Source organism: Paenibacillus sp. MMO-177, from assembly GCF_037147795.1.
Classification (GTDB): domain Bacteria; phylum Bacillota; class Bacilli; order Paenibacillales; family Paenibacillaceae; genus Pristimantibacillus.
This window is the reverse complement of sequence record NZ_JBBCUR010000002.1, coordinates 968402-994275: the sequence shown is the minus strand read 5'-3', so window position 1 is coordinate 994275 and position 25874 is coordinate 968402. Positions and strand designations below refer to the sequence as shown.

Here is a 25874-nt window from a genome sequence, read left to right as displayed (position 1 = left end):
ATTATTTTAGCCCGTATGAAGCTTCGATGAGGCAATTCCGCAGGCGGGTAGCCTCCTGTTCGGAGTAATGCTTGCGGCGGATAAGCAGCATGGAAGCTTCGGCGAAATAATGAAAGTTTTTCAATAAGCGTGGCTGCGAAAGGTCCCTGAGTGCAGGGTCCCCGTCAGCCACCTTTTTTTTAATATATTCAAGCATCCAGACCACGTCCTCGCGGCAGAGCGGGTGATCTGGGCTCAAGATACGGTCAATACGGTCGTTGGTCAGACGGCTATCGGGCAAATTCGATTCAGTGGTCATGCCTTTTCACTCCTATTTATGAAATATGCATCATTATCATCCATACGGCATATGCAACATTTTTATACCCTATACCAGATAAAAAATGATATGATGTTGTGGAAAAGCATGTATGTAGGGGAAAAGACGATAGGGGAGTTCTTGCATTGGAGCAACGCACAAGCAAAATTGTATTGGTAGGCTTTATGGGAACGGGCAAATCCACCGTCAGCCGTTTGCTTGCAGAGCAGCTTGGCTGGTCCCGTTACGATTCGGATGAAGTGATCGTAGAGCGCGAAGGGACGATCTCGAATCTGTTCGAGACCCTGGGCGAAGCGGGCTTCCGCGATATCGAGAGCAAAGTGCTTGCATCGCTGTTGGAAGCGGAGGAAAGCTCCGTTATTGCGACCGGCGGGGGCTGCGTGCTGATGGAGCGGAACCGGGAAGCCATGCTGAAGCACGGATTTGTAGTCGCTCTTACGGCAGACGCGGAGCATATTATCGATCGGGTGAAATCCGATACGGCCCGTCCGCTGCTGCAGGGCGATATTGCGGCTAACGTTCACCGGATTATGGAGCAGCGCAAGAACGCTTATGATTTTGCGCATCTCCGTTTGGATACAACGTCATTAACGCCGCAGGAAGCGGCCGAAATGATATTGAAGGCATGGCAGGAGAAATAACGAACCACTCTAATAAAAAGGAGAATTGCTGCATAATGGACGTAATCGTTACACCTACTCCAACACTCCAAGGGGAAATTCAAGCGCTTTCCTCTAAAAACTATACGACTCGCTACCTGCTTGTCGCTGCGCTTGCGGATGGCACAAGCACGATCTATTACCCCGCTCATAGCGAGGACAGCGACGCGATGCGCCGTTGTATCCGCGATTTGGGTGCAATCGTAGAAGAGGACGACGAGAAAATCGTCATTACGGGCTTTGGCAAAAATCCGAAAGCCGTAGATCAACTTGATGTAGGCAATGCCGGCGCGGTTCTGCGTTTCTTGATGGCCATTGCTTCACTGTGCCCGGATGTTACTTTCATTAACCGTTATCCGGATTCCTTGGGCAAACGTCCACATAACGATCTGATCGATGCGCTTGGCCAAATGGGCGTAAAGATTGAACATAACGAAGGCAAGCTGCCAATCCGCATTCAAGGCGGAAAGCCAAAAGGCGGCAAAATCCAGGTATCGGGCAATGTCAGCTCGCAATTCTTAAGCGCGCTCCTGTTCCTTACTCCACTTCTGGAGGAAGACAGCGAAATCGAAGTGCTGCATGATCTGAAATCCAAGGTTGTTGTGGGCCAGACGCTTGAAGTGCTCGAACAGGCTGGCATCGTGATCCACGCTAGCGAAGATCTCATGCACTACCGCGTACCGGGCAACCAAAAATATGAAGCAAAGAACTATGTCGTTCAAGGCGACTACCCGGGTTCGGCGGCGATTCTTGCCGCGGCTGCGGTAACGAACTCGGACGTCATCGTTCACCGTTTGGCTGAGAACAGCAAGCAAGGCGAGCGCGCGGTTGTTGACGTGCTCCGCATGATGGAAGTGCCGCTTACTCACGAGAACGGGATTGTTCATGTTAAAGGCAACGGCAAGCTGAAAGCGGTCGAGTTCGACGGCGACAAAGCAACCGATGCGGTGCTCGCTATGGTTGCCGCGGCAGTCTTTGCCGAAGGAACCTCGCGCTTCTATGACGTTGAGAATCTTCGTTACAAGGAATGCGACCGCATTACGGACTACTTGAACGAGCTGCGCAAAGCCGGCGCTAACGTAGAAGAACGCCAAGCCGAGATTATCGTACACGGCCGTCCGGAAGGCGTTGAAGGCGGCGTGGAGATTAATGCCCATTACGATCATCGCGTTATTATGGCGCTTACCGTCGTTGGCCTGCGCGCCAAAAATCCGATCCGGATCCGCGACGCGCACCATGTTGCCAAGTCCTATCCGATTTATTTCGATCATTTGAAAGCGTTAGGCGCAAACGTAGAATGGGTAGAATAAATAAAAAAGGATGAAAGCGAGGCGCTGATTATGGCATTTGAAAATCCGACCCGAGATGAAATCAAGGAAATTCTGCAAGCGAGCAACACGGTTGCCGTAGTGGGATTGTCCGACAAGCCGGACCGCGTATCCTACATGGTAGCGGAGGCGATGCAAAAGAAGGGCTACCGCATCATTCCGGTAAATCCCGCTGCCGAGACTATTCTTGGCGAGAACAGTTATGCTTCTCTCAAAGATATTCCTGAGCCTGTTGATATCGTGAACGTCTTCCGCCGTCCGGAACATACGCCGCCTATCGCGGAAGAAGCCGTGGCTATCGGTGCGAAGACCCTCTGGCTGCAGCTCGGCATCGCAAATGACGAGACCGCGAGAATTGCATCCGAAGGCGGACTTCAGGTCATTATGGACCGCTGCATCAAGGTGGAGGATTCCATTCTTCTGCCGCATGGGAAGCACACAACCTAAACAGTGCCTTTTGCGTTATACCTTACATCGGCGGGCCATCAAGGCCCGTCTTTGCTTTGACAAAAAAGCTTGAACGCCTTACCATCGTTATAGAGAAATGGATCAGGTCAAAAGAATTACCGCACACAACGCGTTAATTCTTTAAGTCCATGCTTACGAAGTAAGAATTGCTTCGCAATTCTTTAAGTCCATGCTTACGAAGTAAGAATTATCGCAAACGACGCGATAATTCTTTAAGTTCATGCTTACGTAGTAAGAATTGCTTCGCAATTCTTTTCAGGAGGTGACGAATTGAATTTTCTAGGAAGGTTTCAGCAGCTTGGACGGGCTTTTATGCTGCCTATGATCGTACTTCCCGCTGCGGCAATCTTTTTATTTCTTAGCCAGCTGCCATGGGATCTTCTTGGAATTCCCAATGCCGCGGACTATCTGCAGGCGGCAGGCCATGCGATCTTTACGTTTCTTCCTTATATCTTTGCGCTTGGCGTATCGCTGGGTCTAACGGGCAACGCTTTGGCAGCCGGCATGGCTGCGCTCGCGGGTATGGTCATTTATGTTGGGGTAACCGGAACGGCCGATCCGCATATCGAGCCAACCGTGTTTGTAGGCTCCATTATAGGCATGATATCCGGCTTCAGTTACGAACGTTTTAAGAACCTGCGCTTACCGGAATACATACAGTTTTTCGGGGGGCCGCGGTTTGTGCCTTTATTCGTCAGCGTTGTAACCGTAATCTTGTCCATGGCCATGATCGGCGTTGCGCCTTTGATTCAGCGCATGCTGGAGGGACTAGGAGATATCGTCGCTTCCGGCGGCGGGTTTGGCGTGTTTCTGTTCGGATTCTTGTACCGGATTCTTGTCGTTTTTGGTCTGCATCATCTGCTCAGCCATGTGTTCTGGTTCCAGGTGGGAGGCTACGAGACGGCGGACGGATCGATGGTATACGGGGATCTGCCGCGGTTTTTCGCAGGCGACCCGACTGCCGGGGCCTTTATGGCCGGCATGTATCCTATCGTCATGTTTGCTTTGCCGGCTATAGCCTTTGCCATCATTCATGAGGCCAGGGAAGATTTGAAGCCAAAAATCCGAAAGACGTTCCTTTATGCGTCTCTGGCCTCTTTTCTGACAGGGGTTACGGAGCCTGTCGAGTTCGCCTTCTTGTTTGTTGCGCCGTATTTGTTTGTGGTGCATGCGATTTTGTCGGGCATTATTATGTGGGTCACCTATGAATTGGGAATTCGGCACGGGTTTTCTTTTTCCGGCGGCGTCATCGACTACATTATTAACGAACATCTGGCTACCAGAGGCTGGCTGTTGATCCCGATCGGGATTGTAGTTGGACTTGTGTATTACGTCGTGTTTCGATGGGCAATCAACCGGTTTCGGATTCCTACTCCGGGACGTGAGGAAGGCTCGCAGCTCGACGAATGGGCAGGCGACATTCCGTACCGCGCGCCGCTTATTCTGCAAGCGATCGGCGGCAAGGATAACATCGTGCAGATGGAATCCTGTATTACAAGGCTTCGTCTCAAGGTGGCCAATGAGAAGCTGCTTGACAATAATGCTTTAAGAAATTTGGGGGCAGCAGGGGTGCTTAGGCTTGGCGGCGGTAACGTCCAGGTCGTATTTGGTACGTATTCGGAATTAATCCGGGCAGAGATGCTAAAGGCCATTCAGCGTGACCAGGAGCAGGTGCTGTTCAGTTCGCCTGTACAAGGACGGATGATTCCGCTTGAGGATGTTCCCGATCCGATATTCGCAGGCAAGCTGGTTGGACAAGGCGTTGCCTTCTTTCCCGAGAAGGGTGAGCTTGTATCGCCCGTAAAAGGCACCGTTATGATCGTGTACCCAACGATGCATGCCGTAGGCATTCGCACGCAGGAAGGGCTTGAGGTTCTGCTGCATATCGGAATCGATACTTCCAAGCTCACCGGAAAATCGTATTTCAAAGCGGTTGTTGAGGAAGGACAAGAAGTTATGCCTGGCGATATGCTCGTGCGCTTTGATCTGCAGCGCGTCCGCAAGGAAAGCAAATCTCTTGCTACGCCGATGGTTATTACCAATTCGGATCTTGTTCATTCCTGGCGCTTCGCGCCGTTTAAAGCAGTGAAGAAGGGGCAGTCTTCGGTTTTGTCCGTTGTTCTTAAAGAGAGAAATGGTGGAGGGGAAAAACCATGATACAAGGAATAGGCGCTTCGGCCGGCATTGCGATCGGGAAATCGTTTGTGCTGCCGAACTGGGAGTGGGAATTTCCCGAGCAGCGTGTCGATGTTGCCGATTTTGCGAGGGAATTCGAGCGGGTCTACGAGGGAATACGCACATCCAAGCATGAGATCGAACAAATCAAGGATGAGCTTAGGGAAGTGGTAGGTTCCGACGAGACGCAAATTTTCGATGCGCATTTGGCGATTTTGGACGATCCGGTGTTTATGAACGAGATTCAGGGGATTATCCAGCGCCAGTACAAGGCCGCGGAGGTTGCGGTGAAGGAAGCCATCGATCATTTTGTCACGATGTTCGATCTGCTCGATGACGAGTATATGAAGGAGCGCGCTCTCGATATCAAGGATGTCGGAAACCGCCTGCTCAAGCATCTGCTTGGCGCTCCGGAGATTACGCTCCCATCCGATACCCAGCCTTTTATTCTGATTGCACGGGAGCTTTCGCCTTCCCAGCTGGCCCATATTAACCCGAACAACGTGCTTGGCATTGTAACGCTTGCCGGAAGCTCGACCTCTCATTCCGCCATTATGGCCCGCGCTCTTGGCGTTCCTCTGGTCGTAGGGGTTGAGGCAAAGCTGGAGGAGCCGATTCAGACTGGGCAATCTCTTATTATTGACGGTACGGAGGGTCTCCTGTTCATTGAACCGGATGACGCGCTGATTCAGCATTACTCCGAGCTTCAAACCAGACAGGCGGAGGCGAGACAGCGCTTAAGCGTCCTCGCTGGTCATCAATCGGTCACCCCGGACGGCAAGGTGCTTGGCCTGGCCGCTAATATCAGCTCCTTAAAGGAACTGGAAGTCGCGTTGTCCAGCGGGGCGCACGGCGTTGGATTGTTCCGCACGGAGTTTCTGTACATGGACCGGAATCGGTTTCCCAAGGAAGAGGAGCAGTTCGAGGTCTATAAAAATGTCGCCGAAAAGCTGGCAGGCGAGCCGCTTATTATCCGGACGCTGGATATCGGCGGAGATAAGCAGCTTGATTACTTCAATATCCCGGAAGAGGATAATCCGTTTCTTGGATACCGGGCCATTCGGATCTCGCTGGATCGCAAAGACCTGTTCAAGACCCAGCTTAGAGCGATTTTGCGTGCAAGCAGCTTTGGACAGGTGAAGGTGATGTACCCTCTAATTTCATCGGTTGAGGAAGTAAGAGCAGCCAACCAGGTATTGGCGGAAGCCAAGCAGGAGCTGGAGAGAGAAGGGATTTCTTACGATCCGGGCATCCAGGTGGGCATTATGGTTGAAGTGCCCGCTGCCGTTATGCTGGCCGATCTGCTTGCGCAGGAGGTTGATTTCTTCAGCATCGGAACGAACGACCTTGTCCAGTTTACGTTGGCCGTCGACCGGATGAACGAAGAAATCAGTTATATGTATGAACCGTTCCACCCCGCGGTGCTGCGAATGCTGAAACAAACGGTTGAAGCAGCCAAGCGGAATCATATCAAGGTTGGGGTCTGCGGCGAGCTGGCAGGAGATCTGCGTGCTCTGCCGATCTGGCTCGGTCTTGATGTAGACGAATTAAGCATGTCCTCTCATTCCATTCTGCAAGTGAAAGAACGGCTGCTCTGCACAACGCAGGAAGACAGCCGCTCTCTTCTGCCGCAGCTGCTCGAGTGCCGCATGAGCGCGGACATTCATCAGAAGCTGAAGCAATTTATGGATGCCGTTGACGAGAAAGGGGCAGCCTCCGCGATTTAGCGGGCGGCTCCTTTTGTCTTAAGGCTGTTTGCGATTAAGCCTGCTGCTCCAAGGCATCAACAAACGCTTTCGCATAAGGAGGCAGATCCGGTGGACGGCGTGCGGAAATCAGGTTACCGTCTACCACGACCGCTTCGTCGAACCATTCGGCGCCGGCGTTTTCCATGTCGTCGCGAATGCCAGGCGTGGAAGTGACTTTGCGCCCCTGCAGGATTTTGGCCGAGATGAGAACCCAGCCTGCGTGACAGATTTGGCCGATTGGTTTGCCTGCCGCGTCAAGCTCCTGAACAAGCTGAAGCACCTTTGGATAACGGCGCAGCTTGTCCGGTGCCCAGCCGCCTGGAACGAGCAGGCCGGCAATATCGGCGCTGTTTACTTCGTCGAAGGAGAGGTCGGCGACAGCGGGAACGCCGTATTTTCCGATGTGCTTCTTGCCCTTTTCCGGGCCGGCATACAGGACGGTAGCTCCGGCTTCGCGGACTCGATATACCGGATACCAAAGCTCGAGATCTTCAAACTCGTCGTCAAGCAGACAAATAACGGTTTTATTATGTAATGACATCATGGATTTCCTCCCGTATTTATTATTTCATATTTCATTGTAACGAAGGAGAACGCATGAATCAAACGAGTAGACGCCGGATTCTGCGATTTGCGCCGGCCGTGATATGGATGGCGGTTATTTTCGGATTTTCCTCCCGCACAGGCGACGAGATGAATACGATGCTGCCGTTTTTCCGTAAGTTTTTCCCGCATATGGCGAGCTTCGACTGGGGACATTTCATTGCTTATTTTATATTGGCTGCAGCTTTCGACTACGGCCTTGGAAAAAAGGGCGACCGTTTCCTCTACAAGCTGTCGATAATTATCGGATGCGGTCTGTACGGAGTGACGGATGAATACCATCAATCCTTCGTTGGCGGCAGGATGCCCGATGCGATGGATATCCGGAACGATATGATTGGAGCGGCCATTTGGGTCGTGCTGGTATCGATTCCATTCTTGAAGAAGCGTTGGCGGAAAGTCGCCCCATAGTAAAAATTACATAGTGCGGATAAGCAGGATTTTATGCAGAAAAGGTCGAATCCTTTACGCATCTCGGAATAGAAAAAGAGGAACGGAAGAGAAGCGCGTAAAGGGAGTGGACCAAAGTGCAGAAAAGGTGTCATTGCGGTGACATCATGAAGATGAAACTGCGTACAGTGATCTATTCGGGGAAAGTCGAAATCGACAATGTTCCGATCTATTCATGCTCGGTATGCAGCCGCAGCGAAGTACTTCCCGATGTGAAACCGGATCTGACCGGACTCATCGCAAAGCTCGGTCAGGAGCCGCCTAAGCAAACGTTTTTGTTTAATGAATGCAACGAATGGGCAGACCTGCTCGTAGAAGCAAGTGAAGATAAAAATCAGCCGGACCCGTATCATCTCGAACGGCTGACGCAAGAGCGCATCAACAACCTGCTTGACCTGCATCTGATTGCGCAATCGCTTCATGACGAGGAATGGATTGCTGATATTAACAAAAGGCTATCTCAACTTAGCAGACGGTCTATGCATACATAAGCCATACGGGAATATCACTCTCCATTCGCTGCATGATGAAGTACGCGATTATCGCCGGTGCATGCGCTAACATTGCGAAAAGTAATATTTTGTCGTATGATTACCTTAATATGCAGCGAACGTAAATAAAATTTGAGATATTGGAGAGAAGTACCGTGACGGTTACCATTTATGATGTAGCAAGAGAAGCAGGAGTATCGATGGCTACGGTTTCTCGGGTTGTGAACAACAATCCGAACGTGAAGCCGGCAACGCGCAAAAAGGTGTACGAGGCTATTGAACGACTCGGGTATCGTCCGAATGCGGTTGCTCGGGGCTTGGCCAGCAAGAAAACGACTACGGTCGGCGTTGTCATTCCGGATATTTCGAATGCGAATTTCGCCGAGGTTGCGCGCGGTATCGAAGATATTGCGAATATGTACCATTATAATATTATTCTGTGTAATGCGGACAAGAAGAAGGATAAAGAAATCCGCGTAATCAACACGCTTCTGGAGAAGCAAGTGGACGGGCTGCTCTTTATGGGCGGCGCCGTAACGGAAGAGCATATGCAGGCGTTTAAGACAGCGAATGTACCAATCGTCCTTTGCGCAACAACGGATGAGAATGGTCAAATTCCTTCTGTTGACATTAACCATGAAGAAGCGGCTTATGACGCCGTGCGCAAGCTGATTCAAGAAGGTCATAAGCGCATTGCGATGATCAGCGGTACGCTGCAGGATCCGGCCAATGGTTATGCCCGCTTCCAAGGGTACAAGCGTGCGCTTGAAGACTCCGGAATTACTTATGATGAAACGCTCGTTCGCACGGGCAACTACCGTTACGAATCCGGCGTAGAAGCAATGAAATATTTCATTGATCTGTCTGAGCGTCCTACTGCCGTGTTTGCCGCAACGGATGAGATGGCTATCGGCGCCATTCATTGCATTCAAGACTCCGGTCTGAAAGTGCCTGACGATGTCTCGGTTATCAGTGTTGACAATACACGCATGGCCTCAATGGTTCGTCCGCAGCTGACCGCTGTAGCCCAGCCGATGTATGATATCGGCGCGGTATCGATGCGTCTGCTCACGAAGCTGATGAAGAAGGAAGTTGTTGAGCACGCAAAAGTAATTTTGCCGCATGAAATTGTTGTTCGGCAATCCGTTGGAGGTTTGCAAGCATAATGGCTTTTAATAAAATCGGTATTATTGGTGCAATGGTCGAAGAGATCGAGCTGCTGCATCAAAATGTTAACGTAACAAACAGCGTTACGAAAGCTGGCATTACCTACTATGAAGGTCAGCTTCATGGGAAGACGGTTGTGTTCTGCAAATCCGGTGTAGGAAAAGTTAACGCGGCTGTCTGCACGCAGATTCTAATTGATCTGGGCGTTGACAGCGTGTTGTTCACCGGCGTAGCAGGGGCGCTTGATCCGCGTCTCAATATCGGCGATATCGTGGTCTCGTCCAGCTGCGTACAGCATGACATGGATGTTACGCCGCTCGGGTTCGCGAAAGGGGTTATTCCTTATCAGGAGCGTTCGGAGTTCACGGCCGATGAACGGCTTGTGAAGCTTGCAACGGAAGCCAGCGAGCGTCTGTTTGAGGGGCGTAGCCTGATTGGTAAGGTATTGTCGGGCGATCAGTTCATCGCAAGCCGCGATACGGTTCGCGAGCTGTATGAGAACATGCAGGGCGCTTGCGCGGAGATGGAAGGCGCTTCAGTCGCTCATGTGTGTGATTTGAACGAGGTGCCGTATGTTGTTATCCGTTCGATGTCGGATAAAGCCGACGGTTCGGCACATGTGAATTATGCCGAGTTTACGGTAACGGCAGCCAACAATTCCTATGCGATTATTGATGACATGATCCAGCATATTTAATGCCAACATGAACGTCCGTACCTTCCGGTACGGACGTTTTTCGTGTTTGATAGGGGTTATCTCATAAATCTTGGATGGCAATAGCAACGGTCTGGCGGTTTTTAACCTCTATCTCGGTTCTCCGCGGAATAGGCAGGACCTGACTCAGATCATCCAGCCAGCTGACTGGCAGGGGATCAGGACTCGAGGAGGACCATTTATCCAGCCAGGCTTGTGGCAGTGGAACGTCCTCATGGTGCTTGAGCCTTTCTGCGATCGGATGATCCGTCATCGTTAGCCAGACAAGCGACCAGGCTCTAGGCACGACCCGCCACCAGTCATAACCGCCTCCTCCGAGAGCAACCCAGCGCCCCTCTGTATGCTTATGGGCAAGCTCGTGAATGATCACAGGCATTTCCTGATAGATCCGCATGCTGCAGTGAATATGCGATAAAGGGTCGTAAGCATGCGCATCACAGCCATGCTGGCTGACGATAATATCGGGCTTGAACGCTTCTGCGATTTTTGTTATGGAGCTGCGAAAGCATTCCAGCCAGGAGTCATCCTCCGTATAAGGCTCCATCGGCACGTTGTAGCAGGCTCCGTAACCGGCGTCCGCTCCTTTCTCATGGACGAATCCGGTTCCGGGGAACAGGAATTTGCCGGTTTCATGAATGGAGTAGGTGCAGACATCCGGATCATGATAAAAGCTCCATTGCACTCCGTCCCCATGATGGACATCCGTATCGATATAGAGGACACGTACGCCATAATTTTGTCGTATGTATTGAATGGCAACGGCTGCGTCGTTATAGACGCAGAAGCCCGCGCCGCGGTCAGGGAAGGCGTGGTGAAGTCCGCCAGCCATATGGTAGGCATGTTCCGCTTGACCGCTCATCACGAGCTCGGCGGCATGCACGGAACCGGCTGTGATAGTTGCCGCTGCGTTATGCATGCCCGGAAAAAAAGGCGTGTCCTCGGTATCCAGACCATATTTTCCCGCGGTTGCAGCCGCTCCCTCGGCAGGATTGTCCATGCTAAGCTGCCGGACGGCGTTTATGTAATCCGCCCTATGGACTAGCGCAAGGAGCTCCTCATCTGCCGTCGCGGAAGGGGAGTTCATTTGATCTTGATGCAGCGCTCCAGCGGCATGCAGCAAATCAAGCGTTAGTGCAATACGAAACGGGCTGAAAGGGTGCTGCTCCCCAAATTGATAACGGGTACTGTCAGAATGATGAACGAAAATAGCGTTAGTCACTTCTTAACCTCCCAAATATAAAACACGCTAATACATGAATCGCTGCCTGAAGCGAATTCGGTCGAACTGCTCTTCGGACTCCTGCGGTACTTCTTTGCCAATGCGTACCATCAAGCAATTAGCGGGATGTGAGCAAATCTCCGGATCGTCGGTTGCATACCAGACCATGCCGACGGATTTCATCAGCTTCTCCATAATGCCCCGGTACTCCCATACGCTCAGCTTTGTTCCTTCCAAATCCCAATGCCAGTAATATTCGGTTGTAAAGACGATCATATTTTCAAGCTGCCCATCCGCAAAAGCCAATTGAATCATTTTTTTGCCAAGCCCGTAGGACCGGTATTGATCCGCTACTTCTATGGCTCCCAGTTCAACTAAATCCGGCATGCCCGCTTCATACCAGCGTTCCAGCTCGTCCGGGTAATGAAAAGTGACATAGCCAACAATGAGCTCGTCTACGCGGGCTAGAATAATCCGCCCTTCTTCAAGGCCGGCGATCTCAACCAGCGCTTCATGCTGGTCCTTCGGCCGCCGGAACGCGTCCAGATCGGCATGCATGGCGAGTGTTTGCAAGGACTCCGGAGAGACGGGACCTTCAATGATGCAGGTTCGGCCGTCCTGCAATTCTATCTGCTGCCTTTGATACAGTTTGCGATGCTCCAATTACGGTATCTCCTTTCCGAGGCCGTGAGCTTCCTTATATTTAAGGTTATAGCAAACATCGGGGAAAATGAAAAGCATAGTCGAATGGAAAGCCATTATGCTATAATTGTTGTGGCGGTTTAGTAACCGGAAAAGATGCGATTGATAGACGGCTTGTTTGCCTGCAAGATCCGGCTAGTATTTGAAAGCGTATTCTTTGCGGTTAATGTTTAACAGATTTGATGGGAGAGTGATAGAATGATCAACTTGCATCAAGAACGAATTCCAGCAGTGGCAACAAATCCAAATCTTAAGAATTACGAACAAGCAACGAATGATTTTAGTTGGGAAGAGATTGAAAGCCAATTCAGCTGGCATGAGACAGGGAAAGTAAACATGGCGTACGAAGCCATTGACCGTCATGTGGAGTCCGGTAAAGGCGCAAATATTGCTCTTTACTACAGCGACAGCACACGCGATGAATCTTATACGTATGAACAAATGAGCAAGCAGTCGAACCGGTTCGCGAACGTCTTGCGGAAATACGGCATCGGCAAGGGAGAACGGGTATTCATCTTTATGCCGCGCACGCCGGAATTGTATTTTGGCGTATTGGGCGTCCTTAAGGTAGGGGCCGTTGTCGGCCCATTGTTCGAAGCGTTTATGGAGACGGCTGTCAAAGACCGTTTGCAGGACAGCGAAGCAACGGCCATTATTACAACACCGGCTCTTCTTCCGCGTATTAAACGCGACGAGCTGCCTAATTTGAAACATATTTTTGTCTTCGGTGACAACGTAACAACGGACGATGCTATTGTCGATTTCAGCGCGGAGATGGCGCAAGCTTCTGAAGAAGCCGAGATCGAATGGCTGGGCCGCGAGGATGGCCTCATTCTCCATTACACTTCCGGTTCTACCGGCAAGCCTAAAGGGGTCTACCACGTCCAGAATGCGATGATTCAGCATTACTACACGGGTAAAATCGTACTTGATCTGAAGGAAGGCGATATTTACTGGTGTACGGCAGACCCGGGCTGGGTTACGGGAACCTCTTACGGCGTTTTCGCGCCATGGCTGAACGGAGCGACTAACGTTATTCGCGGCGGACGTTTCAGTCCAAGCGACTGGTACGGCACGATTCAGAAATACGGCGTAACGGTATGGTATAGTGCTCCAACCGCGTTCCGCATGCTAATGGGAGCGGGGGACGACCTGGTGAGCTCCTTTGATCTGTCGAGCCTGCGTCACGTGCTCAGCGTTGGCGAGCCGCTTAATCCGGAGGTTGTGCGCTGGGGAATGAAGGTTTACAATCAACGCATCCATGATACTTGGTGGATGACGGAAACCGGCGCTCAGCTGATCTGTAACTATCCGTCCATGGATATAAAGCCGGGTTCGATGGGGAAACCGCTGCCAGGCGTCAAAGCAGCGATTATCGACGATCAAGGCAATGAGCTTCCGCCGTATCGCATGGGTAACCTGGCGGTTCAAACGCCATGGCCTTCGATGATGCGGAAAATTTGGAACAATCCAGCGAAATACGAAGAGTATTTCCGCATTCAGGGCTGGTACATTTCCGGAGACTCCGCTTATATGGATGAGGACGGTTACTTCTGGTTCCAGGGCCGGATTGATGATGTTATCAATACGGCTGGAGAGCGGGTAGGTCCGTTTGAAGTGGAAAGCAAGCTTGTGGAGCATCCAGCGGTCGCTGAAGCGGGTGTAATCGGCAAGCCGGATCCCATGCGCGGCGAGATTATAAAAGCGTTTATCGCGCTTCGTGAGGGCTATACGGCTTCGGATGAGCTGAAGGCCGAGATTTCGCAATTCGTAAAAGTCGGATTGTCGGCTCATGCCGCGCCGCGCGAAATCGAGTTCAAAGACAAACTGCCTAAGACGCGCAGCGGCAAAATCATGCGCCGCGTCCTCAAAGCTTGGGAGCTTAACCTCCCTACAGGCGACCTGTCCACAATCGAGGACTAATCCCATATATAAAAAAGCGCCACGGAATTAATCCGCGGCGCTTTTTTCTGTCCTTTTCTTTAACGGAGCAGTTTGAATGATTCTGGAGACTCGCCTTTGTACTCCGGATTCCCACATCGTAAACTTGTTCAAGGAATCCGGGTACAACAGCGATCGGAAGAACATTCAAATGCGAAGTCATCATTTAATGTTTTGTTCAATCTGCTTCGTTATTTCCCCACTTTTACTTGCTGAGAAGGCGGGGATTTGCCGGTGTCATTTTCCGCAATAACATAGAAAGTACCGGTTGTTAAAGGTGAAGCATATTCAAAGCTTGGACTTTTGGTTTTGCCTGCTTCAACAAACTTGCCGTCATTATTCGCACTAAAGAATACATGATAGGTCGTAACGTATTCCGCATCCGCATTAGCGTTCCATGTAAGCAGAACGCTCAAATCGGTTGGTGCTGCGGCTAAGCCCGTTGGAGAGGTAGGAGGTGCCAGGTCCGGATGTTCCGTTCCCCCGTTCCCGCCGTTGTTGTTACCGTCTCCAGGCAAGCCTGGAAGTCCCGGGATCTCGGTATTGATAGGTCCTTTACCGAATGTGACAACCTGGCTTGGCGCTGATTCCTTGCCCGCCACGTCTACCGCTGTCACGTAGAAGCTGTAGCCTTGGTTACCCGCTACGTTCACTTTTGCTTTGAGCTCATCGCCTACCAGAATGGAATCGCCAACCTTCTGTGCCGGCTGTCCATTTACGGACTGGTAAACCCGGTATCCGACAATATCCTTTTCGGTGCCGCCTGTAAAGGTCAGCATGACGACTCCCGAGCCGATGGATTGAAGCCTCACGTTGCTTGGAGCATTTGGCGCGTTGCCGTCATCTACGCGCGGGTCCGCTTTGGAAGGCGCATTGGTGTCGGCATCGGCCGGCAGATAGGATTCGAGCGGCTTTCTGCTGCTTGCAGGAAGCTTCTCTTGCGCTGCCTTGATCTCATCCATTAATTCATCAAGCGGTTTCTTCCGCTTAATAACGATTCGTTCGCGGACCATATCTTGCGGTGTGGCAGGATTAGGTACATAGTTGACGCCGTTGAACGGAATATAGGCCATTTTCACTAACGCGTCATCGGTTTCCTTCGGTAAATACTTCTGATTGAACCAGTCTGTTACAAGCATGCCGGATTCCTTCGTAAGCTGGCTTGGAAGCTTGCCGCTTGCGCTGGATACCGTAGCTTTCACAAGGCCGGAAGGACGTTCGAATTCCTTGGTCGGGAAGAGCTCAGGTTTAGCCTTCGTAATCTCGTTCATCATAAGCGCCCAGATCGAGCGTGCTCGCTTCTTGCCAGGGTCGGATAACGTATGAATTTGTTCTTCATAACCGGCCCATACGCCAAGGGTAACATCCGGGGTGAAGCCCATAAACCATACGTCGCCGTAGCTTTGCGTTGTACCGGTCTTGCCTGCGATCGGAATTTTGCCGTATTGCTTGAAGTCGGATGTCAAGGAATGAGCCGTGCCTTGGCCGCTCGATACGACCGTCTTCAGCATGTCGGTAACCAAAAATGCCGTTTGCGGCGAGAATACCTGTTTTGGAGCGGCTTTATGCTCATAAACCGGTTTTCCTTGCGAATCCGTAATTTTCGAAATCATGTAAGCATCGTTAAAGACGCCTTTGTTCGGAATAGCGCCATAAGCATTGGTAAGCTCCTCGACCGAAACCCCGATGCTAAGGCCGCCGATAACGCCCGTCTGCGCGTTGTCGTCCTGCGGCTGCAAGGTCGTAATGCCAAGCTCGCGGGCGAAATTCCATGCGCCTTTAATCGTTACATCATCCAGGAAGATCTTGATAGCGGGCAGGTTAAGCGAGCGGTTTAGAGCTTCGCGCGCCGTTACGAGACCAAGGTACCTGTTCGTCGAGTTTTTCGGAATATGGAAGCCTTTTTGTCCGTCCTTGAGTACAACAGGAGCATCATCGACAATGCTTGCAGGCTGAATAAGTCCTTTGTCGATGGCCGGCAAATAGGCTGCGATTGTTTTCATTGCCGAGCCAGGCTGACGCGTCATTTGAGTTGCGAAGTTCATTTGCTCCTCGTAGAAGTCGCGGCCTTCCAGCATGCTAAGAATTGCTCCCGTTTTGTGGTCGATCATAACCGCTGCGGTTTGCTCCAAGCCTTTCTCCTTGCTGAATGCGGAGAAATTCTTAGGATCCGCGGCAATATCGTGCATGATCTTATAGATGTCCTTGTCTATCGTTGTATAGACATGGTAACCGCCGTTAAGGAGACGCTGACGGGCATCTTCCACAAGCGCGGAGTTTTCTTTTTTCCTCAGATCTGCCTGCGTAAGCTTTGGATTTTCCTGAAGGACCAGGATCTCAGCTGCTTGGCGCTCCGCTTCCAGCATCAAGTAAGGATAGGTGGTATAAGCCTTCTCCGACGGCGGAGCAAGGGAAGAGCGAATGTCGAAAGCTTTTGCTTCGTCATATTGCTGTTTCGTAATCCGGCCGAACTTCAGCATCTGCGACAGTACGATGCCTTGGCGTTCCATAGCAAGCTGGAAGCCTTCCTCATCGAATTGCCCTTTGCTCGTGAACGCGGTATAGGCGGAAGGACGCTGCGGCAGGCCGGCGAGATAAGCGGCTTGCGCAATATTTAATTGATTAAGGTCGGTGATGTTGAAGAGACCCCGGGCTGCCGATTTAATACCGTATAGATTATAACCGCTGGATCCGTTACCGAAGGGCACCTTGTTCAAATACGCGGCGAGAATCTCGCCTTTGGTTAAATAACGTTCCATCCGCAGGGCAAGGAACATCTCTTTTACCTTGCGGCTGTCCGTCTTGTCCAGACTGAGGAATACACGCCGGGCCAGCTGCTGGGTCAGCGTACTGCCGCCGGTCTGCGTGTCTTCATTCAACAGCTTCTGCTTGACGGCCCGTCCAAGGCCGCTGATGTCGACACCTTTATGGTGCATGAAGTTGTTATCTTCAATAGCAAGAACGGCATCGATTACCTGCTTGGGCAGATCATCGTATTCGATTGGCGTGCGGTCCTCTTCGGTCCGCAGCTGTCCAACGAGCGTATCGTCATTGAAATACACATATCCTGTAATGGAATTTTCGTTTACCTTCTCCTCAATTAATGTGCGAGGGCGTACAACTTCGTCCTTTACAAGCGAGGCGACATAACCGGTGACTGCCCCGCCGGTCAACAAACCGATAAAAATGCCGAAATAAACGAGCCATTTGACAGTCATCAATGATATGATTCCGAAAGTACGCCATCCGCTCCTGCGGGGCGGCGATTTGCGATCTTCTTCTTGCATATGTACAAATTCCCCCTCTAAATGACCAGAACCTATTATAACACAGAACGTTTATTTGGAGCACTAGCATGATTGACTTCCCTTTTGCCCTGTGGTAGTTGCGTGGATTGGCATGAAAATGCTTGCGAATAATGTCGATCAGTTGTTATTGAGGAGCGGCAATACCGTGCTTGAGGGCACTTCATGTATTGTTATATTGCCCAAATGTTTGATTTCGGCAGCGTGCTCTCTGAATACGGTGCCGCAAGCAATTCCATACCGCCTATATAGACGTTGAAAGGCAGGAAAAGTTGTATGGCGTCATTGAATAATTACGCTGCAATGCTTGGGATAATTAGGAAAATGAAGATTACGATTAGAAAACTCCCATTTTTGCGAAACAAAAGCGGGGGTATATGCGTATGAATTAACAGCATATGGTTGCTGTGAGAGGAGGAGGAAGTTGGAGGCGGTATTTTGGGGATGTCTCATTGGCGGAGCTTTATATGCCGTCATTAGTGCTTTGCTTGGGGATTTGATCGGCCACGCGCTTGGCGGCATCCTTGATTTCTTGTCGCTTGACGGTCATCCGTGGCTTAATCCGACAACCTTGGTTGGCGGAATTACCGCATTTGGCGGTGCCGGGCTGCTGCTGGCGCATTACACGTCGCTAGGGCTTGCCGCCGTATTTATTCTAGCTCTTGCGGGAGGTGCGGTCATTGGCGGCAGCGGTTATTTCCTGTACGTGAAGCCGATGAGCGAAAGCGAGAATTCGATTGCGCTCTCGGAAAAGGACCTGAACGGCAAGATCGCCGAAGTGATTACGGCCATCCCATCAAAGGGCTATGGCGAGGTGCTGGTTAAAGCGGGCGCGGGACATACCAACCAGATTGCCGCCAGCTTTGACGGTGATGCCATTCCAGGCGGTTCACGGGTCGTTATTGTGGAAGTAAAAGAAAATACGCTGTACGTATCCAAGCTGGACCCTTACTAAAAAGAGCTAAGCTGAGAGGAGAAAGTTCATGCCAGAGTATCTTGTTATTCCTTCAATTGTAGTTGCCGTATTCGTAATCCTCGGTATTGCCTTTTGGGCGCGCTACCGTACCGTTAGCCCGGATGAAGCGATGATCGTAACGGGTTCTTTCTTAGGAAGCCGGAATGTAAGCACGGATGAATCCGGCCGTAAAATTAAAATCGTCCGCGGCGGAGGCGCCTTTATCCTTCCGATCTTCCAGAAGGCAGAGTTTCTGTCGCTGCTCTCCCACAAGCTGGACGTCTCTACTCCGGAAGTGTATACGGAACAAGGCGTGCCTGTTATGGCGGACGGTGTCGCGATTATCAAAATCGGCGGTATCGTTGAGGATGTGGCGACCGCAGCCGAGCAGTTCATGGGCAAACCAACCGAGGCGCTGAAGAGCGAAGCGCAAGAGGTGCTGGAAGGTCATCTCCGGGCTATTCTCGGTACGATGACGGTAGAAGAGGTATACCGGAACCGCGACAAATTCGCGCAAGAGGTGCAAGGCGTCGCAGCCAAAGATTTAAAAAAGATGGGCCTGCAGATCGTTTCCTTTACTATCAAGGATTTGCGGGATAAGCACGGATATTTGGATGCCCTCGGTAAACCGCGTATTGCCGCAGTAAAACGAGATGCGGATATTGCGGAAGCGGAAGCGGTGAGAGATTCCCGGATCAAGAAGGCGCTTGCCGAGGAAGAAGGGCAAAAGGCCGAACTTCTGCGCGATACGAATATCGCCGAAGCCGCTAAGGAGAAGGAGCTGAAGGTAGCTTCCTTCAAACGCGAGCAGGATATGGCGAAAGCGGAAGCGGATCAGGCTTATTCCATTCAGGAAGCGCGCGCAAAGCAAAGCGTAGTAGAAGAGCAGATGAAGGTCGAACTCGTTCGGAAGGAACGCGAGATTGATCTGGAAGCGAAGGAAATTTTGCGCCGCGAGAAGCAATATGACGCGGAAGTGAAGAAAAAAGCCGAAGCCGACCGTTATGCCGTTGAACAAGCGGCCGAAGCGGATAAAACCAAAAAGCTTCGCGAAGCGGATGCGGTGCAATACCGAATCGAATCCGAGGCAAAGGCGCTTGCCGAACAAAAGCGTCTGGACGGTCTTGCGATCGCCGATGCGGAGCGGGCGAAAGGTACGGCCGAAGCCGAGGTTATCCGCCTGCGCGGTCTTGCCGAGGCGGAAGCGAAGGAAAAGCTTGCTCAAGCGTTCGAAAGCTTTGGCGAAGCTGCCGTTCTCGATATCATCGTGAAGATGCTGCCTGAGCTTGCGGGCAAAGTGGCGGAGCCGATTAAAGGCATCGACAAGCTGACGGTTGTAGATACCGGCCATGGCGAAGGGGCGGCCCGCGTCAGCAATTATGTGACCAGCCTGATGGCGACAGCGCCGGAGATGCTGAAAAACGTATCCGGGATTGATGTTAACTCTCTCATGAAAAGCTTAACGTCCCGGGTATCCGGTACTTTAACTCAGACTGCCGCAGCAGCTGCCGAGGCACCCGTACAAATTCCGCAGCCTGCTGAGCCTGTTGAGAGAAAAGAATAACGAAACATAAAAATCCCGGAGAGGACTTTGAATCCTCTCCGGGATTTCTATTACCACGCTCAATTTCGAGCGGACTAGGATAGGAGGGGCTCATCCTTTGACGGCCGAAATGCGAATACGTCTGTAATCGGCTTGATAGACGCCGTTAACGACATTCAGCTTCTGCTTAGCTGCCTCGTATACCTCTTGTTTGGCCGACTGTCTATCGGCGTCATCCAGCCCTCTGAAGAAAGCATCGCCGAATCCGTCCAGCCAATGCATAACCCCTTTCTCGCCTTCCGGCAAGGGAGTGGGGCGGTCGAAATGCTCGGCGATTCTTACTTCGAATCCATATTGCTCAAGCAAATTCGCATATTCGCCAATCGAAGGGAAGTACCATGGATTTCGTTCAGCCGGCTGAATGCCGTATCGTGGCATCACCTCATATAAGGCCTGTACGAAAACATCCACATTGCCCTTGCCGCCAAATTCGGCAACAAACCGGCCGCCGCTCTTCAAGGCGTCCCGGACGGATTCGATTACCCCACGGGCATTTTTCATCCAGTGAAGAGCCGCGTTCGAGAAAATGGCATCAAAAGGAGCATCGAAGCTGAATTGCTCGCCATCCCCAACGATGAATGCTATAGCGGGATATTTGCTTCTGGCGGATTCAATCATCGCTTCCGACTGATCCATACCGGTTACCTTCGCGCCGACAGCGGCTATGTCAACGGCCAGATCGCCTGTACCGCAGCCCAAATCCAGAATATTCTCCCCTGGCTGCGGATCCAGCCAGTCCAGAATGCCTTTGCCAAGCTTTGATACAAATCCGAGCTGGTTATCGTACGTGCCGGGATTCCATGCCTGCGTGCCTTGCTTGATCATGTTCATCGCCTCCGATCGGTTATACCTTAGTTTTACCTCCTTTACTCATATAAGTGAAATATATAATATCTATTCATTTTATAGGTATATCCTATAAAATGAATAGTAAAAACCCCGAAGAGCATAAGCTCCCGGGGTTTCCGAGTCAAGCGATTAACGGCTGTAGAACTCGACGATTTGTTTCTCGTCGATCTCTTGGGAAAGCTCAGCGCGTTCAGGAAGACGAACGTATTTGCCTTCAACAGCTGTATCGTTGAATTCCAGGTAGTTCGGCAGGTGATGACGTGCTTCGATCGCTTCTTTGATCGATTTCAGACCGCGGCTGCGCTCGCGCAGACCGATTACGTCGCCAGTCGATACCGTGTAGGAAGCAATGTCGACTTTTTTGCCGTTAACGGTTACGTGACCGTGGGATACCAACTGACGTGCGCCTGCACGGGAGTTAGCGAAACCAAGACGGAACACGAGGTTGTCCAGGCGGCTTTCGAGAAGGACCATGAAGTTTTCACCGGAGATACCTTTCAGTTTAGCCGCTTTGTCGAACAAGTTGCGGAATTGCTTCTCGTTCAAGCCGTACATGTGACGCAGTTTTTGTTTTTCTTGCAATTGAACGCCATAACCGCTAAGCTTTTTGCGTTGGTTAGGACCGTGTTGGCCTGGAGGGAATGGACGTTTCAATTCTTTGCCAGTACCGCTCAGGGAAATACCAAGACGGCGGCTTAATTTAAATTTAGGACCTGTATAACGGGACATGAGTTGTGTAACTCCTTCAAAATTGTATTTTTGAGGATGGGGTTGTGTTTCGCCGAATACGCTCTATGCTCGAAATCTTCGAAGCCTGATAAACAGTTCAGCCGCTGGTATATCAGCGAACGTATTTCTGAGGGTGACACAAAACCGTACGCCCATGCATTCATTTATAGATAATATATGAAAATGCTTGCCTTTGTCAAGGCGTCAGCACTTGCCATCAATGGCAGCAAACGCGGTCCAAAAGACCTAAAAGCTGGAATTTTGAGTAGTGCAAAATTCTCAAAAATAAAGTATATTATATATGAAATAATAGCTAGTTTGATAGACTCGTCTCCTTTAATGCAGGGAAGGGCTGGGTGTTACCGATGGCGGATCTATATAAAAATCCACAGGCATTAGATGAAGCTGTCGCGGCAGCTCATCGGATTGAAGAAGATAAGCAAACGATATGGTTTGAGAATGAAGATATTCAAGTAGCGGACGAACCTTACTTGCTGCCTTTACTGCAGGAGAGCTTTGCATGCTGGCGCAAGGATTCAGATGAACAAGCCACTGCGGTAGACGGGCAGTTTGTATTATTTGATTTAAACGGCAATGTAATTGGTTCCGCAGGAACATTGGACATAAATCGTCAGGCGGAATTCCTTGCCGCGGCGCGGCAGGCCGCTGTTGTAACCATGACATCCGAAGCCGCGACGGAAGATAGGCAGACGTTGGAGGCAACAGCCGTTCCCGTACTTACTCGATCGGATCGTCGTCCTTTTTGCGTCTTAGTTTATGTAACAGATTTTTTGATCGGCTCTCAGGCCAAGTCCGTAGCGCAGTTAAGCGCGCTTCATTTCCGGACATGCTTCTACCGCAGGTTCGAGCAGCTCTATATCAAAGATCTTCTCTTGCAGCAAAAGCGGACGGACAAGGAAGCGAGCAGGCGCGACGCCTTATTTTTGGCGGCCAAAAGGCTGTATGACCAATTCGACGTCACGTCGGTATTGTCAGAAATGCTCAGCAGCCTGGAGCAATTATATCCGAATTCGGTTGCGCAATTGTATTTATCGCAGGATCATGTAAACGGGGATACCCGCGTCAAACCGCTTGTATTTAAAAATGCGGCGCATGATCTGGTAGCCAAGTCGTTTCTGGAAGGCAAGCTCGTGACGGAACAGGATCGGGATGGAACTAAGCGTCTCGCGGTACCGATGACGGGCAAGCAGGCCACTTACGGCGTCTTATGCTTAACGGTTAACGAGAGCAGCTGGGATGACGCGGACTTGCCGGCTTTTGTTTTGCTGGCCGATACGGCGGGCACGGCGTTTGAGAACGCGAAGCTGTACGAGCAGTCGAATCTTCTTATTAATGAACTAAGGTTAATTAACGAGCTTACGAAGAGGCTTAACCAATCGCTTAAGCTGAAGGAAATTTTCAAATTTGCTTCAGCTGAGCTTCTTAGCATATTTGAAGCGGATTATTGCTGCGTACTTCAGCTTAACAAAGAGAAAAATCAATTTGTCGTGATGGCCAGCAATATCCCTGCCATGTCAAGCGAGCATTTCTCGCCCGAATACGGGTTCTGCGGCATCGTACACCGGACGAAGGAACCGCTTATCATTTCGGATTATTGGCACACGAGAGTTGTTAACTCCAAGCTAATGGACAATACGGGCGCACGCTCGCTTATTGCTACCCCTATCCTTGTCGATTCGGAAGTGGTCGGCGTTATTATGGTTGCCCACAAGAGCGCAAACTTCTTCTCCTACGACAATTACAAGCTGCTGCAGGTCATGTCTACTCATATCGGACTGGCTATAACGAATGCATCGCTTCATGCCGAGGTTCGGAGAATGGTTATCACGGATAATTTGACGGGCCTGCACGCCCGCCATTATTTGAATGAGCAGATTCAAAGCCGTCAAAGGAAAGATCCGCTTGGAGCGTTGATCCTCGTCGATATCGATCATTTCAAACAAATCAACGATACGTTTGGCCATCAGGTCGGCGATCAGATTCTGGTGCAGGTCAGCAGCATTATCCGCAGCTCGATCCGGCAGGGAGATATTGCGGCAAGATGGGGCGGGGAGGAATTGGCCGTTTATTTGCCGGGTATTCGTTCGGAACAGGCATACCGTATCGCCGAACGGATTCGCACCCATGTGGAAGCCGAGACTCAACCGGTCGTTACGGTATCCTGCGGTGTCTCCGAATGGACGTTTGAGAATGAAAAAATCAGCGTGGAATCATTGTTCTACCGTGCGGATATGGCATTATATGAAGCAAAAAACAACGGCAGAAACCGGATTTATATCGGGCAAGCCAACTGATTGTAACAAAGGACACCTCCCGGGTGTCCTTTTCTTTTTTGACGGAATCGAATAAGGCGAAGTCCGTTCAGGGACGATAAGGTTATGCGGAAAGATTCAATGAAAGGTGATGTGTTAATTGAAGACCTTGAAACATACCCTTATTAGCGTGCTGCTAGCAGCGCTTGCGCTTTCCTTGACTGGATGCTCCGCCTCCGGCCGCCAGCCGGAGGAATGGCTTAACATGTCGATAGCCGGTCTTGCGGGCAAGGATCAGTATGCGTTCTCCGGCCAAACGACCATAATCTCGGCGGAAGGCTGGGCTTATGCTCCCCGGACCTTTCAAGGGCATATTGAAGAGCATACGAAGCTGCATGCCCAAAACGATGACGGCGAAGATCTGGCCTGGAGCCCGATTGAGATTCTAAACAAAGTAAAAAATGCGGATAAAAATGTAAGCTTTATCGATGCGGCCACAACGGCTGACCAGGTTGCCCTGCATATTGAGCTGCACGATCAGGATGCCAACAAGCTTTGGAAAGACCAGCTTCAGGAAGAGATGAATGCGCTGGCTGCCAAAGAACCGCTGGAAGAAGGGGCATATAAACAAGCGTGGCTGAAAGAATTTAACGCATCCCGCAAGCAGATGGACAAAATGCTGAAGACGCTGCAGGTTAAAGCTCAATATGATGTGTTGATCGACCGGAATAGTCTTGTTCCGACTAAGCTGGACGAACATTCCGTCTTTCACTATTCGCTCTCCGGACAAGACAAACAGGAAAAGCGCGATACCAGCGTTACCTTTACTCCTTTTAACGGAACAGGAACAACAGGAGCAGCGGGAAAAACAACAGGATCTGTTCAATAATCAAGCAACATGCTAATATGTTCGAAGGCTGTTTTTTCCTAAAACAGTGCTCATAAGTAATGGAGGTTTGAGAAAGATGCGTGATGCAAGACTACAGAAGCTGGCGGCTAACCTTGCCGGCTACTCGATTGATGTGCAACCCGGCGATAATGTCCTGATCGACTTGATCGGCCTTGAGCTGGAGCTTGGCAAATGCTTGATTGAAGAAGTAACAAAGCGCGGCGGAAGACCGTTCGTGGAGCTCAGCGACCGCTCTGTCCTGCGGACGATGCTGACGCATGCAACCAAGGAGCAAATGGAACTTTGGGCGAAGCATGATCTTGAACGCATGGAGCAAATGCAAGGATATATCGGCGTGCGTTCGGGCTCGAACGTAAACGAACTGTCTGATGTGCCAAAGGAAAAAATGCGTTTATACGAGCAATTATACACCCATCCCGTACATATGGAGGAGCGCGTTAAACGGACGAAGTGGGTCGTTCTCCGTTATCCGACTCCATCGATGGCGCAGCTGGCTAACATGAGCACGGAAGCGTTCGAGGATTTCTATTTTGATGTATGCAACCTGGATTATGCGAAAATGGACCGCGCGCAGGATCCGCTTCAGGCATTGATGTCCCGTACGGACAAAGTACGGATCGTTTCGCCGGGCACGGATCTGACGTTCTCCATTAAAGGGATCGGTGCCAAAAAATGCTCCGGCCAGCGCAATATCCCAGACGGCGAAGTGTTCTCCGCGCCTGTCCGGGAATCGGTTAACGGCGTCATTACTTATAATGCGCCTAGCGTCTATTCCGGTACAACGTTCCAGAATATCTCGTTTACGTTCGAGAACGGCAAGATCATTAACGCTACCAGCAATGACACGAAGAAATTGAATGAAATTCTGGACAGCGATGAAGGCGCACGGTACATTGGCGAATTCGCAATCGGCTTTAATCCGTATATTTTACATCCGATGAACGATATATTGTTTGATGAGAAAATTGCAGGAAGCCTTCACTTTACGCCTGGTCAGGCATACGAAGAAACGGATAACGGAAACCGTTCCTCCATTCATTGGGATTTAGTGTTGATACAACGTCCGGAATACGGCGGCGGAGAGATTTATTTCGATGATGTATTGATCCGCAAAGACGGCGTATTTGTGCTTCCCGAGCTGGAAGGACTAAATTCCGAAAATTTGAAATAAATGAAAATGAAGCGTTTTTGAACTTTTCTCTTGATGGATGATATATTTCGGGTTATCATGATGTCAAGGAAAGCTTTACTAATTAACTGGAGGG

The 25874-nt window shown here is 50.7% G+C and carries 22 protein-coding genes; 15 read left to right on the top strand and 7 right to left on the bottom strand.

Going from position 1 to position 25874, the window contains the following annotated elements:
- Window position 1 precedes the first annotated feature (1 nt).
- Window positions 2-298, bottom strand: coding sequence for a hypothetical protein (locus WFK81_RS10120; protein ID WP_336786274.1), 297 nt, complete (start codon window positions 296-298; stop codon window positions 2-4).
- A gap of 146 nt (window positions 299-444) precedes the next feature.
- Here WFK81_RS10120 and WFK81_RS10115 point away from each other — a divergent pair, with 146 nt between their 5' ends.
- From WFK81_RS10115 to ptsP, 5 genes are all read left to right on the top strand, one after another.
- Window positions 445-960, top strand: a complete 516-nt coding sequence (locus tag WFK81_RS10115; RefSeq protein ID WP_336786273.1) for a shikimate kinase — start codon at window positions 445-447, stop codon at window positions 958-960.
- Window positions 961-995: 35 nt separating this feature from the next.
- Window positions 996-2288, top strand: a complete 1293-nt coding sequence (gene aroA, locus WFK81_RS10110; RefSeq protein ID WP_336786272.1) for a 3-phosphoshikimate 1-carboxyvinyltransferase — start codon at window positions 996-998, stop codon at window positions 2286-2288.
- Window positions 2289-2318: 30 nt separating this feature from the next.
- The gene (locus WFK81_RS10105) at window positions 2319-2753 is read left to right on the top strand and encodes a CoA-binding protein (RefSeq protein WP_336786271.1); all 435 of its coding nucleotides are present in this window, start codon (window positions 2319-2321) and stop codon (window positions 2751-2753) included.
- A 291-nt stretch (window positions 2754-3044) separates the two neighbouring features.
- Window positions 3045-4931, top strand: a complete 1887-nt coding sequence (locus WFK81_RS10100) for a glucose PTS transporter subunit IIA (RefSeq protein ID WP_336786270.1) — start codon at window positions 3045-3047, stop codon at window positions 4929-4931.
- Complete coding sequence (ptsP, locus tag WFK81_RS10095) at window positions 4928-6676, top strand: phosphoenolpyruvate--protein phosphotransferase (protein ID WP_336786269.1); 1749 nt, start codon at window positions 4928-4930, stop codon at window positions 6674-6676. Before WFK81_RS10100 ends, ptsP begins: the two co-directional genes overlap by 4 nt.
- A gap of 34 nt (window positions 6677-6710) precedes the next feature.
- Here ptsP and WFK81_RS10090 read toward each other — a convergent pair whose 3' ends face one another.
- Entirely contained in the window at window positions 6711-7238 is a 528-nt protein-coding gene (locus tag WFK81_RS10090) for a type 1 glutamine amidotransferase domain-containing protein (RefSeq protein WP_336786268.1), read from the bottom strand.
- Between the two features lie 56 nt (window positions 7239-7294).
- Here WFK81_RS10090 and WFK81_RS10085 point away from each other — a divergent pair, with 56 nt between their 5' ends.
- The 4 genes from WFK81_RS10085 to WFK81_RS10070 all read left to right on the top strand — a co-directional run bounded on the left by WFK81_RS10085 (window position 7295) and on the right by WFK81_RS10070 (window position 10105).
- The gene (locus WFK81_RS10085; RefSeq protein WP_336786267.1) at window positions 7295-7711 is read left to right on the top strand and encodes a VanZ family protein; all 417 of its coding nucleotides are present in this window, start codon (window positions 7295-7297) and stop codon (window positions 7709-7711) included.
- Window positions 7712-7827: 116 nt separating this feature from the next.
- Window positions 7828-8241, top strand: a complete 414-nt coding sequence (locus tag WFK81_RS10080; protein ID WP_336786266.1) for a hypothetical protein — start codon at window positions 7828-7830, stop codon at window positions 8239-8241.
- A 155-nt stretch (window positions 8242-8396) separates the two neighbouring features.
- Window positions 8397-9407 carry a catabolite control protein A gene (gene ccpA / locus WFK81_RS10075; RefSeq protein ID WP_336786265.1) on the top strand — a complete coding sequence of 337 codons (1011 nt, stop codon included), beginning with the start codon at window positions 8397-8399 and terminating at the stop codon, window positions 9405-9407.
- Window positions 9407-10105, top strand: coding sequence for a 5'-methylthioadenosine/adenosylhomocysteine nucleosidase (locus tag WFK81_RS10070; protein ID WP_336786264.1), 699 nt, complete (start codon window positions 9407-9409; stop codon window positions 10103-10105). The genes ccpA and WFK81_RS10070 overlap by 1 nt, the downstream gene beginning before the upstream one ends.
- Window positions 10106-10166: 61 nt before the next feature.
- Here WFK81_RS10070 and WFK81_RS10065 read toward each other — a convergent pair whose 3' ends face one another.
- The gene (locus tag WFK81_RS10065; RefSeq protein WP_336786263.1) at window positions 10167-11342 is read right to left on the bottom strand and encodes an acetoin utilization protein AcuC; all 1176 of its coding nucleotides are present in this window, start codon (window positions 11340-11342) and stop codon (window positions 10167-10169) included.
- Between the two features lie 27 nt (window positions 11343-11369).
- Window positions 11370-12005, bottom strand: a complete 636-nt coding sequence (locus WFK81_RS10060) for a GNAT family N-acetyltransferase (RefSeq protein WP_336786262.1) — start codon at window positions 12003-12005, stop codon at window positions 11370-11372.
- A gap of 237 nt (window positions 12006-12242) precedes the next feature.
- On the opposite strand from WFK81_RS10060, the gene acsA reads away from it, so the two are divergent.
- Complete coding sequence (gene acsA, locus WFK81_RS10055) at window positions 12243-13967, top strand: acetate--CoA ligase (protein WP_336786261.1); 1725 nt, start codon at window positions 12243-12245, stop codon at window positions 13965-13967.
- A 209-nt stretch (window positions 13968-14176) separates the two neighbouring features.
- Here the strand turns inward: acsA and WFK81_RS10050 are convergent, their stop codons facing one another.
- Window positions 14177-17272, bottom strand: coding sequence for a transglycosylase domain-containing protein (locus WFK81_RS10050; RefSeq protein WP_336786260.1), 3096 nt, complete (start codon window positions 17270-17272; stop codon window positions 14177-14179).
- A 442-nt stretch (window positions 17273-17714) separates the two neighbouring features.
- Between WFK81_RS10050 and WFK81_RS10045 the strand changes: the two genes are divergently transcribed.
- Window positions 17715-18245: an NfeD family protein gene (locus WFK81_RS10045; protein WP_336786259.1), complete on the top strand. Its 531-nt coding sequence runs from the start codon at window positions 17715-17717 to the stop codon at window positions 18243-18245.
- A gap of 28 nt (window positions 18246-18273) precedes the next feature.
- A complete protein-coding gene (locus tag WFK81_RS10040) occupies window positions 18274-19809 on the top strand; it encodes a flotillin family protein (RefSeq protein WP_336786258.1) in 1536 nt (511 codons plus the stop codon).
- 90 nt (window positions 19810-19899) lie between these two features.
- On the opposite strand, the gene WFK81_RS10035 is transcribed toward WFK81_RS10040, so the two are convergent.
- Together WFK81_RS10035 and rpsD are read right to left on the bottom strand one after the other, a co-directional pair.
- Complete coding sequence (locus WFK81_RS10035; RefSeq protein ID WP_336786257.1) at window positions 19900-20673, bottom strand: methyltransferase domain-containing protein; 774 nt, start codon at window positions 20671-20673, stop codon at window positions 19900-19902.
- A 153-nt stretch (window positions 20674-20826) separates the two neighbouring features.
- Entirely contained in the window at window positions 20827-21426 is a 600-nt protein-coding gene (gene rpsD, locus WFK81_RS10030; protein ID WP_336786256.1) for a 30S ribosomal protein S4, read from the bottom strand.
- 365 nt (window positions 21427-21791) lie between these two features.
- Between rpsD and WFK81_RS10025 the strand changes: the two genes are divergently transcribed.
- The 3 genes from WFK81_RS10025 to WFK81_RS10015 all read left to right on the top strand — a co-directional run bounded on the left by WFK81_RS10025 (window position 21792) and on the right by WFK81_RS10015 (window position 25780).
- Window positions 21792-23741: a sensor domain-containing diguanylate cyclase gene (locus tag WFK81_RS10025; protein WP_336786255.1), complete on the top strand. Its 1950-nt coding sequence runs from the start codon at window positions 21792-21794 to the stop codon at window positions 23739-23741.
- Between the two features lie 118 nt (window positions 23742-23859).
- Window positions 23860-24588, top strand: a complete 729-nt coding sequence (locus WFK81_RS10020; protein WP_336786254.1) for a hypothetical protein — start codon at window positions 23860-23862, stop codon at window positions 24586-24588.
- Window positions 24589-24664: 76 nt separating this feature from the next.
- Window positions 24665-25780, top strand: a complete 1116-nt coding sequence (locus tag WFK81_RS10015) for an aminopeptidase (protein WP_336786253.1) — start codon at window positions 24665-24667, stop codon at window positions 25778-25780.
- The last annotated feature ends 94 nt before the right edge of the window (window positions 25781-25874 follow it).

Bases quoted from the DNA above. Each gene is read 5' to 3' on its own strand.
- WFK81_RS10120 (WP_336786274.1), bottom strand. From the start codon at position 298: ATGACCACTGAATCGAATTTGCCCGATAGCCGTCTGACCAACGACCGT.
- WFK81_RS10070 (WP_336786264.1), top strand. From the start codon at position 9,407: ATGGCTTTTAATAAAATCGGTATTATTGGTGCAATGGTCGAAGAGATC.
- aroA (WP_336786272.1), top strand. From the start codon at position 996: ATGGACGTAATCGTTACACCTACTCCAACACTCCAAGGGGAAATTCAA.
- WFK81_RS10085 (WP_336786267.1), top strand. From the start codon at position 7,295: ATGAATCAAACGAGTAGACGCCGGATTCTGCGATTTGCGCCGGCCGTG.
- WFK81_RS10025 (WP_336786255.1), top strand. From the start codon at position 21,792: ATGGCGGATCTATATAAAAATCCACAGGCATTAGATGAAGCTGTCGCG.
- WFK81_RS10050 (WP_336786260.1), bottom strand. From the start codon at position 17,272: ATGCAAGAAGAAGATCGCAAATCGCCGCCCCGCAGGAGCGGATGGCGT.
- acsA (WP_336786261.1), top strand. From the start codon at position 12,243: ATGATCAACTTGCATCAAGAACGAATTCCAGCAGTGGCAACAAATCCA.
- ptsP (WP_336786269.1), top strand. From the start codon at position 4,928: ATGATACAAGGAATAGGCGCTTCGGCCGGCATTGCGATCGGGAAATCG.
- WFK81_RS10040 (WP_336786258.1), top strand. From the start codon at position 18,274: ATGCCAGAGTATCTTGTTATTCCTTCAATTGTAGTTGCCGTATTCGTA.
- WFK81_RS10015 (WP_336786253.1), top strand. From the start codon at position 24,665: ATGCGTGATGCAAGACTACAGAAGCTGGCGGCTAACCTTGCCGGCTAC.
- WFK81_RS10105 (WP_336786271.1), top strand. From the start codon at position 2,319: ATGGCATTTGAAAATCCGACCCGAGATGAAATCAAGGAAATTCTGCAA.
- rpsD (WP_336786256.1), bottom strand. From the start codon at position 21,426: ATGTCCCGTTATACAGGTCCTAAATTTAAATTAAGCCGCCGTCTTGGT.
- WFK81_RS10090 (WP_336786268.1), bottom strand. From the start codon at position 7,238: ATGTCATTACATAATAAAACCGTTATTTGTCTGCTTGACGACGAGTTT.
- WFK81_RS10035 (WP_336786257.1), bottom strand. From the start codon at position 20,673: ATGATCAAGCAAGGCACGCAGGCATGGAATCCCGGCACGTACGATAAC.